Annotated in this window: 10 protein-coding genes; 3 read left to right on the forward strand and 7 right to left on the reverse strand. The window is 65.9% G+C overall.

All coding sequences use genetic code 11. From position 1 onward, the window contains the following. Positions 1-17: 17 nt before the first annotated feature. Positions 18-599, reverse strand: coding sequence for a hypothetical protein (locus ACILR9_RS33345; RefSeq protein WP_395714304.1), 582 nt, complete (start codon positions 597-599; stop codon positions 18-20). 81 nt (positions 600-680) lie between these two features. Here ACILR9_RS33345 and ACILR9_RS33350 point away from each other — a divergent pair, with 81 nt between their 5' ends. Together ACILR9_RS33350 and ACILR9_RS33355 are read left to right on the forward strand one after the other, a co-directional pair. Beyond that, entirely contained in the window at positions 681-3,062 is a 2,382-nt protein-coding gene (locus tag ACILR9_RS33350; RefSeq protein WP_395714305.1) for a DUF6600 domain-containing protein, read from the forward strand. Positions 3,063-3,124: 62 nt separating this feature from the next. Further along, complete coding sequence (locus tag ACILR9_RS33355; protein WP_395714306.1) at positions 3,125-6,919, forward strand: response regulator; 3,795 nt, start codon at positions 3,125-3,127, stop codon at positions 6,917-6,919. Positions 6,920-6,981: 62 nt separating this feature from the next. Here the strand turns inward: ACILR9_RS33355 and ACILR9_RS33360 are convergent, their stop codons facing one another. The 6 genes from ACILR9_RS33360 to ACILR9_RS33385 form a co-directional block, all read right to left on the reverse strand. Further along, positions 6,982-7,950, reverse strand: a complete 969-nt coding sequence (locus ACILR9_RS33360; protein ID WP_395714307.1) for a D-2-hydroxyacid dehydrogenase — start codon at positions 7,948-7,950, stop codon at positions 6,982-6,984. Between the two features lie 15 nt (positions 7,951-7,965). Continuing rightward, a complete protein-coding gene (locus tag ACILR9_RS33365; protein WP_395714308.1) occupies positions 7,966-8,754 on the reverse strand; it encodes an amino acid ABC transporter ATP-binding protein in 789 nt (262 codons plus the stop codon). Then, the gene (locus ACILR9_RS33370; RefSeq protein WP_395714309.1) at positions 8,744-9,415 is read right to left on the reverse strand and encodes an amino acid ABC transporter permease; all 672 of its coding nucleotides are present in this window, start codon (positions 9,413-9,415) and stop codon (positions 8,744-8,746) included. Before ACILR9_RS33370 ends, ACILR9_RS33365 begins: the two co-directional genes overlap by 11 nt. Position 9,416: 1 nt before the next feature. Further along, positions 9,417-10,655, reverse strand: coding sequence for an NAD(P)/FAD-dependent oxidoreductase (locus tag ACILR9_RS33375; RefSeq protein WP_395714310.1), 1,239 nt, complete (start codon positions 10,653-10,655; stop codon positions 9,417-9,419). Next, the gene (locus ACILR9_RS33380; protein WP_395714311.1) at positions 10,655-11,500 is read right to left on the reverse strand and encodes a transporter substrate-binding domain-containing protein; all 846 of its coding nucleotides are present in this window, start codon (positions 11,498-11,500) and stop codon (positions 10,655-10,657) included. Before ACILR9_RS33380 ends, ACILR9_RS33375 begins: the two co-directional genes overlap by 1 nt. Positions 11,501-11,876: 376 nt before the next feature. Further along, complete coding sequence (locus tag ACILR9_RS33385; protein WP_395714312.1) at positions 11,877-13,001, reverse strand: enolase C-terminal domain-like protein; 1,125 nt, start codon at positions 12,999-13,001, stop codon at positions 11,877-11,879. 86 nt (positions 13,002-13,087) lie between these two features. On the opposite strand from ACILR9_RS33385, the gene ACILR9_RS33390 reads away from it, so the two are divergent. Further along, on the forward strand, positions 13,088-13,990 hold the full coding sequence (locus ACILR9_RS33390; RefSeq protein WP_395714313.1) for an HpcH/HpaI aldolase/citrate lyase family protein: 903 nt from the start codon (positions 13,088-13,090) through the stop codon (positions 13,988-13,990). Positions 13,991-14,083 lie beyond the last annotated feature (93 nt).

Here is a 14,083-nt window from a genome sequence, read left to right on the forward strand (position 1 = left end):
CAGGAGTCTTCATATTGTCAGCGCGGCTCGGTCCAGCTCTCCGAGAAAGCGAGCGCCGAGGTGCTGAACGGCCGGCCTTCGCGCTGGCGGGCCCACGACTTGCCGCGCGCCTGCTGGCCATTCACCGAGAGCCGCGTGCCGAGCGCCGGCACCAGCACGGTGCAAACGCCGTAGGGTCGCGGGTTGGGCTGCTGGTTCGGCTCGGTGTGGATCAGCAGACCTTCGCCGATATCGTACCAGGTGAGCGAGATCTCGCCGTCGTGCGTCTCGACATGCTCGGTCCAGAAATAGCGCGGATCGCCCGACTTGGAGAACGCCGCGTCGTGCACCGGAATGGTGAGATCCTTGAGCTCGGCATTGAGCATTCCCTGCACGGTCTGCTGCAGCCAGCGCGCCATGGCGATGTTGTCGGAAAAGATCCGCCAGCCGCCGTGCGTGAGCTCGCTCTTGAGGTAGAGCACATGGCCCGGACCGGCCGGGCAGAACAGGATGCGCCAGAAGCTGGCGTCGGTCGAATTGGGATCGCCGTCCTTTTCACTGAGGCGAATGAACGGATTCTCGCCTGTCAGGATCAGGCGATGCGGGTCCAACACAGCCATCTTCACTCCTCCCCTGCCGGAACCGGCCATCCGGTGCGGCGTTCAAACGAGTTGCGAGCGAAGCCTAGCAGGAGCCGAAGAATGGGCGAACTCTTTCGTCGGGCCACCATCACCGTGATGTCGGGACTCGCCGGCGCCACCCTCGTCTGGTCGAGCGCCGCCCTGGCCCAGGGCGAGCCACCCGCCCGCGTCGGACGCCTCGCTTTCACCAGCGGCGCAGTGTCCTTCCACGACGATGCGGAGAGCACTTGGCGGCCGGCCGTCGTCAACACGCCGCTGACAACGGGCGATGCGATCTGGACCGAGCCCAACGCCCGCGGCGAGGTCTCGCTCGCCGGCACGCGCATCCGCCTGGAAGGCGCGAGCGAGCTCGACCTGCTGGCCCTCGACGATACGCAGACGCGCATGCGACTCTCGCAAGGCCGCATCGACATCAAGACCTTCTCGCTCGAGGCCAGCCAGCCCTATCAGATCGTGACGCCGCGCGGCACGATCTCGCTCCTGCAGCAGGGCGACTACTATGTCGAAGCGGGCTCGCTCGAGGATCCGACTCGGCTCGGCGTGCGCAGCGGCGCCGCGCAGATCGAGGATCTCAATGGCCAGGTGCTGGCCGTGCGCGCCGGCGAAGTCGGCGAGGTGCTGGGCGATGCATCCATGCCTCAGTTACGGACTGTCAGCGCGCCGCCACCGGCGCCGCCCGCCTTCTGGGCCACGCGCGATCGCCAGGTCGTCTACGACCAGCCGCCCCAGTACATGCCCGCCGGAGTCACGGGCTACGAGGATCTGAACGCCTACGGCAGCTGGGTCAACGACGGCAGCTACGGAATGGTCTGGGTGCCGCGCGCCGTGCCCGCCGGCTGGGCGCCCTATCGCACCGGCCACTGGGCCTATCAGCAGCCGTGGGGCTGGACGTGGATCGACGATCAGCCATGGGGTTTCGCCCCGTACCACTATGGCCGCTGGGCCAACCGCAACAATCGCTGGATGTGGGTGCCGCCGCAGCGCGAGGCGCGGCCGGTCTATGCGCCGGCGCTGGTGGCTTTCGTCGGCGGCGTGGAGTTGGCGACGACCCTGGCCGATCGCAGCAACGCACCGGTCGGCTGGTTCCCGCTCGGCCCGCGCGAGGTCTACGTGCCCGCCTATACGACGAACCGCGATTACTACCAGCGGATCAACCGCTCTGCCGCGGTGCAGGATCGCATGCTCGATGACCGGTGGCGGCGCACCGAGTGGCGCGAGGGCGGGATCACGGCGCAGAACCTGCGGCTGATGAACCAGCGCTTCGCGACCGTCGTCCCGGCCGCCGCCTTCGTCCGCTCGCAGCCGGTGTCGCGGGCGGCGCTCCGGGTTGCTCCGGACCGGGTGGCGACGGTTCCCGTGGTGCCAGTCGCGGCGCCGCCGGCCCCGACGGTCTCGATGACGCGGCCTGCCGCCGCTGCCCCTTCGGCGACACCAGCGCCCGGCGCCGCCGTCCCTCCGACCCTGTCGCCGTCTCCTGCCGATCCGCGGACACAGACGCAGGCGCGGGCGGCGGCCAACATCGCGACGACAAAGACAGCGGTCGCCGACATGCCGACCTTTGCCAGACCCGCGGCGATCGACAGGCGCGCCGCCCCTGGTCCGAAATTCTCGGCAGCGCCGCCGGCCGCCGCGCCGGGTGCTCCGGCAAGCGGAGCCGACAAGCCCGACGTACCGAAGCTGGCCCCGCGCCAAGGCGCCGAGCCGCCGGCGGTGCAAGGCGCCGTGACACCGCTGCCAAACCATGCCTCCAGGCCGGGCGAGCCGCCGGCATCCCGTCCTCCCGCTCCGGCACAGGTGCCTGGCGCCACGGAGCCGGCCAAGCCCGGCGAACCACCCCGGCAGCAAGCCGCGCCGTCGCAGCCCCAGCCGGCACCGCAACCACCCAAGCCGGGTGAACCGCCGAAGCCGCAGGTGACGCCATCGCCGCAGCAGCAGCCCGCGCCTCAGCCGCCCAGGCCTGGCGAACCGCAGCGTCAGCAGGCTGCCCCTGCGCCCGCGTCTCAACCGCCGCGGTCGACCGAACCACCGAAGCAACAGGCTGCACCACCATCGCAGCAGCATCCTGCACCGCAGCCGCCGCGTCCGGCCGAGCTGCCGAAGCAGCAAGCCGCGCCACCGTCGCAGCAGCATCCTGGGCTGCAGCCGCTAAGGTCCGCCGAACCGCAACGACCGCAGGCTGCACCCGCGCCGGCACCGCGGCCGCCGCAAGCGACACCTCAGATGCCGCCTCAACAGGCAGCGCCACCGCCGCAATCGCCGCGTCCACCACAGGAAGGTCGTGCGGCGCCGCCGCCTGCTCCCAGGCCTCAAGCCGCGCCGCCGGCACCGGCTCCCAACCAGGCGCAGTCACCGCCGCCCCAGGCTCATCCGCAGCAGCCCGTTCAACCACAACGGCCCGCGCAAGCGCAGCAGCAGCAGCAAAAGGGCGACGACAAGAAATAGCGACGCGTCGCGATAGCGAGGAGCGCCGCCAGCCCATGCGATTGAGGATCTTGAGGTCTGCGATGGCGAGCGACTTACTGGATGAAACTCCACGTTCATTGGCTGGCGAAAGTGAAGTGAGAAGGCTGATGCAGGGTGCCGACTGGTCGGCGACCTCCCTCGGCCCGCCAGAAACGTGGCCATCCAGTCTGCGTGCAGTCATCCGTGTGATGTTGACCTCGCGGTTCGCCATGTGGATGGCTTGGGGAACCGATCTCACTTTTTTGTGCAATGACGCCTATCTCCCTACGGTCGGAATTAAACGCGACTGGGTTATTGGCAGTCGCTCGGACAAGGTTTGGGCGGAGATCTGGTCCGATATCGGTCCACGCATAGAGCACGTGCTGGCGACCGGAGAAGCGACCTGGGATGAAGAGCTGAAGCTATACCTTGAACGTTCAGGCTTTTCTGAAGAAACTTTTCATACGTTTTCCTATTCGCCTCTTGCCGACGATATCGGGTCCACGACCGGCATGCTGTGCGTGGTGGCAGAAGTGACCGAGAAGGTGATTGGCGAGCGTCAACTCGCAACGCTGCGAGACCTCGGGGTCCGGCTCTCAGCCGCTTCCACCCGCGTTGAAGTCATGCAGTCTCTCGAAGCCTGTTTGCATGCCAATCCGCACGATCTTCCGTTTGCGCTTGCTTTTCTCACGCCTCGCGGAGCTGGCGAAGCAACGCTAAGCGCGGTGCACGGGCTCGACCTCGAAAAGGCGACACAGATGCAGCACCTTTTCCCGATGATCAAGGGGCGCCACCACGATGCCAGCCAGTCTTTGGCAGTCCACTTGCCGCCGGGCTGTCTTGGGGAATTTCCCCTGCTGCACTGGCAACAGCCGCCTTCCCGTGCCGTGATGACGTCTATGGCCAGCGCCGAGGATGATGGCGCCCCCGTTGGCCTTTTTGTCGCCGGCATCAACCCTCATCGTCAGTTGGATGATGGGTATCGTGGCTTTATCGAGCTGCTAACGGCTCAGCTCGCGGCAGCCGTGGCTCGCGCCGACGAGTATGAGCGAGCAGCCGCAAGGGCCGAGGCGCTGGCGGAAATCGATCGTGCCAAGACAACGTTTTTTTCCAACGTGAGCCACGAGTTCCGCACGCCGTTGACGCTCATGCTCGGGCCGCTTGAGGAGGCGATGATGCATGACCTGCCGCCTCAACAGCATGAGCGCATAGAAATCGCTCATCGCAATGCGATGCGACTCTTGAGGTTGGTGAACACGCTTCTGGACTTTGCGCGCATCGAGGCGAGACGGTTCAAGTCGAACTTCCAACCGACCGATCTGGCAGCGCTCACCGCGGACCTTGCGTCGTCTTTCCGCTCCGCAACCACTCGTGCAGGTTTGCGCCTGGTCGTCGATACGCCCAAGCTGTCTCAGCCGGTCCGCGTAGACCGCGACATGTGGGAGAAGATCGTTCTCAACTTACTGTCGAATGCGTTCAAATTCACATTCGATGGCGAGATTGTTGTTCGCTTGTCCGACATACCGGAGGGAGTACGACTAACCGTCCGTGATACCGGCACCGGAATTCCGGCATCCGAGCTGCCCAAGCTGTTTGATCGCTTCCATCGCGTTGAAGGGGCGTCCGGCCGCAGCTACGAAGGTTCCGGGATTGGCCTGGCCCTCGTGCAGGAGCTGGTGAAGCAGCACGGCGGTGCGATCGAGGTCGAGAGTGAGCTCGATCACGGCAGCACCTTCAGCGTCATACTTCCGCGAACAGGTGATTCAGCTGAAGGCGCAGACGGCACCGTCCCTGACCGGCCGACCGCGCATCAGGCCCAATCGTTTGTCGAGGAGGCGCTGCGCTGGCTATCTGGTGACGAAAGCACCGATGGCGCTTCCGTCACGGATCAAAGGGTGGAGGGCTCCGCTGCTAACCGTGGACGGATTCTCATTGCCGACGACAACCCCGACCTTCGGAGCTACATCGCTAAGCTCCTCCAGGGGCAGGGATACCAGGTGAAGGCCGTCGCCAATGGTGAAGAGGCGCTCGTCGCGCTCCGGCGAGACCGGCCGGACCTTGTTGTAACAGACGTCATGATGCCGAAGCTTGATGGGTTTGGCTTGCTGCACGCTGTTCGTCGAGACCCCGGTCTCAGCGACTTGCCCGTTCTCATGTTGTCGGCACGCGCCGGCGAAGAAGCAAAGGTCGAAGGTTTGGATGCCGGGGCAAACGACTATCTCACCAAGCCCTTCGCGGCCCGCGAACTGGTCGCGCGCGTTGCGGTAAACATCGCGCTGGCAAGCGCGCGTCGTGAGGCGGCTCGTTCAGAGGAGCAATTGAGGGGTGTCCTGGCAGGCATGGGAGAAGGCTTCGTCTTGCTCGACCGCAGCCTTCGGATAGTCGAGCTCAACGCTGCAGCTCTCGCCATGGAGACACGCTCCCGCGAGGAGCTTGTCGGGCGGCTGCACAACGATGTGGCACCGAATGCCGATCCCCAAATCGAGAAGCTCTACCGGCAGGCGTTCGATGAACAAGTCTCAGTAGCGCACGAGCATCATTACACCTGGCCCGATGAGCGGTCCGCATGGCTCGAGATGCGTGCTCATCCCGTCGGAGATCACCTCGCCGTCTTTTACCGCGACGTAACCCTGCGCCGCGCCGCGGACGACGCGTTGCGAGACCTGAACGCCACCCTTGAGCAGCGCGTGGCAGAACGGACACGTGAACTCATCCGCGTGGAGGAGTCGCTTCGTCAGGCGCAAAAGATGGAAGCGATGGGGCAGCTGACAGGGGGAGTGGCACATGACTTCAACAATCTCCTCACGCCAATCATCAGTGTGCTGGACTTGCTCCAGCGCAAGGGAGTAGGCGGCGAGCGCGAGCGAAGACTGATTGGCGGTGCAGCGCAATCGGCAGAACGGGCCAAGACGCTCGTCCAGCGGCTTCTGGCCTTCGCGCGCCGCCAGCCATTGCAGGTCGCGGGCATTGACGTGGCGAAGCTCGTTGCCGGTATGGCCCAGCTTGTAGCCAGTGTCACGGGTCCGCAGATAAAGGTGGTGGTCGATGTGCCGGACGGCCTGCCCTCAGCCAACGCTGATAGAAACCAGCTGGAAATGGCGGTCCTCAACCTCTCCGTCAATGCACGCGATGCCATGCCGGAAGGAGGTGTGTTGCGGATTTCGGCGTCAGCGCAAGCAGTGACGGAAGGCCACAAAGAAAACCTGAAGCCAGGCCAATACATCAAGCTTTCTGTCTCAGACACCGGCAGTGGCATGGACGAAGCAACGCTCGCGCGCGCGGTCGAGCCATTCTTTTCGACAAAGGGCGTCGGCAAAGGTACAGGCCTTGGGCTGTCGATGGTGCATGGTCTGGCGTCGCAGCTAGGCGGCGCGCTCGTTATCAACAGCAAGCTCGGGCTCGGAACCAATGTCGAGCTTTGGCTAGCAGAGAGCGCCGACCTGCCCGAAGAGATCGCACCCGTGCCGGCCAGTGTTCCCCTGGCGTCAATTCAAAAGGCACTTCTTGTCGAGGATGATGAGAATGTCCGTCTGAGTGCTGCCGATATGCTCGTTGACCTCGGATATGAGGTCATCGGGGTCGAAACGGCAGAACAAGCGCTGCGCGTCATTGACCAAGGGAGGAAACTCGATCTCATCGTCACCGATCACCTGATGCCGGGAATGTCAGGATTGGAATTGGCCCGACGTGTGCGGGCACTCGATGCGCGAATTCCAGTCCTCATCGTCTCCGGCTATGCGCAAGGGGAGGGCATCGAGCTGGAGTTCGCGCGTCTCACCAAGCCGTTCCGCAAGGACGACTTGGCAGCCAGCCTGGCGAGGCTCAAAGACTCGCGCAGCCGATCGCTTTCTCGATAGGAACAGACAATGATGAAAAGTGGTGTGGCCGCTCCCAGCGATCCCCTCTCTAGTGCCGCGAGCTAAAGAACCTGGTTGCGCAGCGCTGTCTCGCCGCGCCACAGGCGATCGAGGTTCTCCACCAGTATGTCGAGCACGTTGTCTTCATAGGCGCGCGTCTCACCCGCAGTGTGCGGCGTGACGAAGACATTCGGCAAGGTCCACAGAGGCGAGGGCTGCGGCAGCGGCTCGTCCGCGGTGACGTCGATGGCGGCGGCCCAGATGCGGTTGTTCTTCATGGTGTCGATCAGGGCCGCCTCGTCGGCCACCTTGCCGCGCGCCACGTTGACGAAGACCGCTGACGGCTTCATGGCCGCGAAGGCGGCCTTGCTCATCAATCCGGTGGTTTCCGGCGTGAGCGCACAGGTCAGCGCCACGATGTCGGCCTGCGGCACCAGCTTCACCAGGTCACCCATGCCGTAGATCGAATCAGCGCCGTTCTCGCCCTGCGAAGGATCGCGACGGATGCCGATCACCTTCATGCCGAACGCTTTGGCCAGCAGGGCAAGGTGGCTGCCGATGCGGCCCATGCCGACGACCAGGAGGGTCTTGCCGCCGAGCTCGTCCTCGCGCTGGGCGAGATCGCCGATCATGCCGCGCCACATCTTGTCGTGCTGATTGTCGCGCGCCTCGGGCAAGCGGCGGAACACCGCCAGGATCAAGGCAATGGCATGCTCGGCCACGGCACGCGCATTGACACCGGCGGCGCTGGCAAGCCGCACGCCCTTGGCGCCGAGCTGCTCGCGGGAATACTGGTCCATGCCCGAGCTGATCGACTGGATGAACTTCAGCTTGCCGGCGTGCGGGATCAGGTCGTTCTTCCACATGCCGGAGACGACCACGATATCGGCCTCGCCGACCCGCTTCACCAGATCATCGTAGGCCCATACCTGGAAATTCTTGATGCCGGTGTTGCGCGCCTCGAAGCGCGCCTGCATCTGGTACGCCGCATGGGCAAAGCAGATCGTCAGCTTGTCCTTCGCCGGAAACATTCGCCAAAACTCCCCTCAATTCTTGCGCTCGCCGATCGTGCTGTGGAAGCGCGACAGGAACGACGCCGTACGCGGGTTCTTGGGCCGCAGCAAGACCTCTTCCGCGGCCCCGTGCTCGACCACCTGGCCCGCATCCATGACCACGATGTGATCGGCAACAGCGTGCGCGAAGGCCATTTCGTGGGTCACCACGATCATGGTCGTGCCTTCGGTGGCGAGCTGCTTCATGACGTCCAGCACCTCGCCCACCAGCTCGGGATCGAGCGCCGATGTCACCTCGTCGAACAGCATGACCTCGGGCGTCATCGCCATGGCGCGCGCGATGGCGACACGCTGCTGCTGACCGCCCGACAGATTGCGCGGGAACCGGTCGGCGAAGTCGGCGAGGCCGACCTTGGCCAGAAGATCGCGGGCAATGACCTCCGCGTCGGGCCTGTCCATCTTCTTGACGATCATCGGGCCCGACATGACGTTCTGCAGCGCCGTCATGTGCGGAAAGAGATCGAACTGCTGGAACACCATGCCGATGCGGGCCCGGAAGCGCGCCAGGTCGCGACCGCGCGGCATGGAGCGCTTCACGCCGAAGTCGATGTGTCGATCGCCGACCTGCAGCGTGCCCGCCGACGGCTCCTCCAGGAGATTGATGCAGCGCAGGAAGGTCGACTTGCCGCAGCCCGACGGGCCGATCACCACGACGACCTCGCCGCGCCGCACCTCGAGCGACACGCCACGCACCGCCTCGACCGTCCCGTAGCTCTTGCGCAGGCCTTCGGCCTTGACCATCGGCGCGCCGCTACTGGTCAACGCGCGCCTCCAGGCGGGCCGCCCACAGGGTGAGCGGGTAGAGGATCACGAAGTAGGCGATGGCGACGCTGCTGTAGACCTCGAGCGGCCGGAAGGTGTCGGAGACGATGATCGAGCCGGTGTACATCAGGTCGGGGATTGCCACGACGTAGAGCAGCGAGGTGTTCTTGAGCTGGATGATCGACTGGTTGACGAACGGCGGCACCATGCGCTTGGTGGCCTGCGGCAGGATGATATGACGCATCAGCTCCGCCCCGGTCATGCCGAGCGCACGCGACGCCTGCCACTGGCCCTTGTCGATCGAGATGATGCCGGCACGGAAGATCTCGGTGGCAAAGGCGCCCATGTAGAGCGTCAGGCCGAGGCCGGCGGCAAACCAGTCGGGCAGCTCGACCTGCAGGACGATCGGCAACGCGTAATAGAACCAGACGATCTGCACCAGCAGCGGCGTGCAGCGGAAGATCTCGACATAGTAGTGGACCGGCAAGGTCACCCAGCGGCTGCGCACCAGCAACAGCAGGCCGCAGATCACGCCGATGACCATGCCGCCCAGCACCGTGCCCACCGAGTAGGCGAGCGTGACACCCAGGCCCTTGGCCCAGAGGTTCGTGTAGCTCAGGACGAGGCCGAAGTCCCACGAGTAGGCAACGGCGAGAACCATCTCAGAAACGGTCCGGGCGGAACGGCGCGAGGTCGACCGTGGTCGGCCTGCCGGTCGCGAGCTCGGCGATCAGCTTGCCGGTGATGCCCGCCATGGTGAGGCCGAGATGGTCGTGGCCGAAGGCGAAGAACACGTTCTTGTGGCGCGGCGAGCGGCCGATCACCGGCTTCGAATCGGGGTGCGACGGGCGCGGGCCCATCCATTTCGAGGCGGGCTCGCCTTTCAGGCCGGGCACGAGCTCCCTGGCGTGGCGTGCGATCATGTCGGCGATGCGCATGTCGGCCGGCGCGTCGGGGGCAGCGAACTCGGCAACGCCGGTGGCGCGGATGCCTTCGTGCATGTGGGCCAGAGACACGCTGCGGTCGGCCGAGACCAGGGCGCGGCGCAGGCCGAACTCCTGGTTGTCGAACATCACGTGGTAGCCGCGCTCGGCCTCGAGCGGCACCGCCGTGCCAAGCTGCTTCGCCAGCGGCCGCGACCAGACGCCGGCGGCAAGCACGACCGTTTCGACGTCGAGCGGTCCGCGATCGGTGACGATCTTCGTCGGGCCTTCGCCGCCGATCTCGAAGCCCTGCACCTCGGCGGTCACGATCTCGCCGCCGCGGCGGACGAAATCCTTGGCCAGGGCATCGCACAGGCGCCACGGGTCGATGGTGCGATTGACGTCGGGCAGCGACACCGCCTTGACGATCCTGGGCGACAGCGCCGGTTCCATCTGCCGCGCCTCGTTGCCGTCGAGAATGTCCATATGCACGCCGTTGCGGCGGCGCAGGTCGAGCGCATAGGCGGCGTTCTGGAACGTCTCCTCGCTCTCGAACAGCATCATCAGGCCGTCGTCCTTGACCCACTGCCGCGCGTCGGCGTCCTCGATCAGCGGCGCGTAGCCGGCATGGGTGTGGACCAGCAGCGAGTTGCGGGCGGCGGCGATCTCCTCGACGCGCGACGGCCGCGCCGCCGCGATGAAGCGCAGGAACCACGGCAGCGCGCTCGGCACGTGCCCCCAGCGCAGCTTCAGGGGCGACGTCGAGTCGAACAGCATCTTGGGCACCTTCTTCAGCACGCCCGGCATGGCGAAGGGCACGCACGAAGCGGTGCCGAAGCTGCCGGAGTTGCCGAAGGAGGCCTTCTTGCCCGGCTCGCCCTTCTCGACGAGCCGGACCTTGAAGCCTTCGCGCTGCAGATGAAGCGCGCAACAGACGCCGACGATGCCGGCGCCGATCACGGTGACGGACTTGGCCATCAGTTGGGCGAGAACGACACGGTCGGCGGGATCTCCAGGCCCTCGCGCGCCAGGGCCGCCTTCATGCGCGCCTCGTTATGGCCCAGCAGGATGTTCCATTCGGCCCAGCGGTTGAGGAATTTCTGCCAGCGCTGGTCCTCCTCCAGGCGCAGGCCGATATAGCCCGGCAGCGCCACGCGCGGCGTCGGATTGACGAAGTCGCCCAGGCCCGGATTCTTGGCCTTGGCGACCATCGAATTGAGCACCGTCGTGGTGAAGGCGTCGGCACGGCCCGACGACACGGCCAGCGCGATCTCGGCCGCCGACTTGAACTCCACACGCGTCGCCTTGGGCGCCATCTTGCGCAGCAGCAGCTCGTCGGAGGTGCCGGTCATCACGGCGACTTTCACGCCCTCCTTGTTGTAGTCGGCCCATACCTTGCCGTTGAACTTCGGGTTGTTCACCGTCACCCATTCGATCCAGTAGATCGGCCCGGCGAAGTCGATGGCGGTGGCGCGCAAGGGCGTCGCCTGGAGGGCAAAGTTCATGTCGACCTTGCCGGACTGCAGCGACAGCACGGCCTCGCCGAAGCCACCGACCTCGACCGGCACGAACTTGACCTTGAGCTCGTTGGCGATGTCCTTGCCCATGTCGACCATGGCGCCGACCCATTCGCCGCTCGACTTGTCGCGCATGAAGTAGGGCGAGTACTCGAAGATGCCCATGCGCACCTGGCCGGTGCGCTTGATCAGATCCCAGGTCGACTCGCCCTTGCCCTGGGCACGAGCCGGAACAGCCGCCAGCGCAACGCTCGCGGCAGCAGCAACGGCAGTCGCGGAAGCGACATCACGACGGCGAATCCCCATATCCCTTCTCCTCATGTTCTGCATCTCGCGGCGCCGATCTCTGCCGGCTCGTTACCCCAGGCGCTCGAGGAGGCGAAACGCACGGCGAATCTAGGTGCCCGTCTTCGCCCCCGTCAAGCAATGACGCAAAACACGCGCCAGTTCATGGCTGGGAACGCGCCACTCAAGGCGGAGTAACCTCCGCCGGCGTGGCACTCCTCTCATTCTCCTCCCCAGCTTCGCTGGGGAGGTGTCCGCGTCATCGCGGGCGGAGGGGTCGAAAGCCTCACTGAGGCTCATGACCCCTCCGTCGCGTCAGACGCGACACCTCCCCAGCGAAGCTGGGGAGGAAAAAGAGGAAGAGCGCCACGGACTGGCGCGTTCCCGGCCGTGCCCCCTACGTCAGCGTCTCCACCGCGTAGTGCCTTACACGATCCTCGTCGACGGCCACGCCGAGACCCGGCGTGCGCGGCACGACCACGCGGCCGTTCTCGATGGGGAACGGCTCCGCCAGCAGGTCGCGCTCGAGGAAGTACCTGGCCTGGTAGAATTCGCAGCCCAGCGAGATGTTGGGCGTCGCTGCGATGACATGCGTGCCGGCGAGATGGGCGATGCCGGTCTCGAACATGTCGCCGCCGTAACAGGCGATGCCGGCGGCCTCGCAGATCGCCGACACCTTGCGGCCGGCCAGCATGCCGCCATGCTTCATGATCTTGATGCTGACCAGGTCGGCCATGCGGCCGGCCGCCACCTGCAGCGCGTCGGTCGGGGTGAACACGCTCTCGTCGGCCAGCACCGGCGTGTCGAGGGCACGGGTGATCTCGGCCAGGGCGGCGCGGTGATGGCCCGGCACAGGCTGCTCGATGAAGGTCGGCCGGAACGCCTCGACGTCGCGCAGCTCGCGGATGGCGTCGTGCGTCCTCATGCCCTGATTGTAGTCGATGCGCAGCTCGGCATCGGCCGGCAGCTCCTTGCGGAAGCGCTCCATGCGCTTCAGGTCGGCGGCATGGCCGGCGAAGCCGGTCTTCATCTTGAACAGGCGCAGGCCCTCGCCGTAGAGCCGCTGCACCATCTCCATGTCGCGATCGAAATCGGGATCGGCGACCGAGAACGACAGGGGAATGTCGTCGCGGCAGCGGCCGCCCAGCAACTCGGCGACCGGCAGGCCCGAGGCCTGGCCCGCGATGTCGAACAGCGCCATCTCCATCGCCGCCTTGGCCTCGGGATGACCGACCACGGCGTGGTCGGCGTCGGCCATCAGCGCCTCGATGCGAAACGGGTCGGCGCCCAGCAGCAAGGGGCGCAGATAGACATGCAGGGCCGCGACATTGGCCTCGATCGTGCCGGTGAACACCGCCCACGGCGCGGCGTCGCCCCATCCCGTGATGCCGGCATCGGTCTGGAGCTTCAGGATGGCGTTCTTCACCGTGCCGGCGACGTCGCCCGAGCCGTGACGCCGCATCAGCCGAACCGGGATCTCGGTGACGTAGACCGTCGCCGCCGTGATTGCGATCTGCTTCAAGACTGCCCCTCCCCGCTTCCCCGAGCCTAGCCGATCAAGCAGTATGGACGCCAACGAACAAGCATCAACCAACCGGGGACCCTGTCATGCGCCGTAATCCGCTTCGTGAGCTCCTGAACGCCGGCAAGCCGACCGTCGGCACACACATCCTGTCGGCGTGGCCGACCCTGGTCGAGCTGATCGGCCATTCCAAGCAGTACGACTATGTCGAGTTCACCGCCGAGTACGCGCCCTTCACCATGCACGACCTCGACAATCTCGGCCGCAGCTTCGAGCTGATGAACATGGCCGGCATGATCAAGATCGAGCAGACCCAGTACACGCACCAGGCCATGCGGGCGATCGGTTCCGGCTTCCAGAGCGTGCTGTTCGCCGACATCCGCAGCGTCGAGGACGCCAAGCTCGCCGTCGACGCAGTGCGCGCCGAGACGACCATGGCGCGCGGCGTCCGCGGCCGTGGCCGGCTGGGCGTCGGCATGCGGCGCGATGTCGGCACGGTGCGCGAAGGCGGCACGCCGGCCTATGTCGATGCCCTGAACGAGGTGGTCATCGCCATCATGGTCGAGAAGAAATCGTGCGTCGACGATCTCGCGGCCATCCTGTCGGTGCCGGGCATCGACATGGTGCAGTTCGGCGCCTCGGACTTCTCGATGAGCATCGGCAAGACCGGCCAGTATGGCGACGCCGAGGTGCTGGCGGCCGAGACGAAGACGATCGAGACGGCGTTGAAGATGGGCCTGCATCCCCGTGTCGAGCTGCGCGACCCGTCGCAGGCGACGCGCTATCTCAAGATGGGCGTAAAGCACTTCTGCATCGGCTGGGACGTCCGCATCCTGGCCGACTGGTGGGACGCCAAGGGCGCGGAGATGCGCACGCTGCTGCAGGCCAAGCCGGGCAAGAAGGCGGCAGCGCGGCCTGCCAGGACCGCCGCGTCGGCACGGACACGCAAGGCCAACGGCAACGGCCGGGCGCGCGGCAACTACACCTGAGTTACCGCCGGATGACGCGGCGATGAGGCTATCGGAGCCAAAATGCGCTGGACAGGCGACCCGGCCGGCATGCCTCAATAGCGCCCCTACAAT

It is taken from the genome of Reyranella sp., from assembly GCF_044224635.1.
Lineage (GTDB): Bacteria > Pseudomonadota > Alphaproteobacteria > Reyranellales > Reyranellaceae > Reyranella.

Bases quoted from the DNA above. Each gene is read 5' to 3' on its own strand.
- ACILR9_RS33345 (WP_395714304.1), bottom strand. From the start codon at position 599: ATGGCTGTGTTGGACCCGCATCGCCTGATCCTGACAGGCGAGAATCCG.
- ACILR9_RS33350 (WP_395714305.1), top strand. From the start codon at position 681: ATGGGCGAACTCTTTCGTCGGGCCACCATCACCGTGATGTCGGGACTC.
- ACILR9_RS33355 (WP_395714306.1), top strand. From the start codon at position 3,125: ATGGCGAGCGACTTACTGGATGAAACTCCACGTTCATTGGCTGGCGAA.
- ACILR9_RS33360 (WP_395714307.1), bottom strand. From the start codon at position 7,950: ATGTTTCCGGCGAAGGACAAGCTGACGATCTGCTTTGCCCATGCGGCG.
- ACILR9_RS33370 (WP_395714309.1), bottom strand. From the start codon at position 9,415: ATGGTTCTCGCCGTTGCCTACTCGTGGGACTTCGGCCTCGTCCTGAGC.
- ACILR9_RS33375 (WP_395714310.1), bottom strand. From the start codon at position 10,655: ATGGCCAAGTCCGTCACCGTGATCGGCGCCGGCATCGTCGGCGTCTGT.
- ACILR9_RS33380 (WP_395714311.1), bottom strand. From the start codon at position 11,500: ATGGGGATTCGCCGTCGTGATGTCGCTTCCGCGACTGCCGTTGCTGCT.
- ACILR9_RS33390 (WP_395714313.1), top strand. From the start codon at position 13,088: ATGCGCCGTAATCCGCTTCGTGAGCTCCTGAACGCCGGCAAGCCGACC.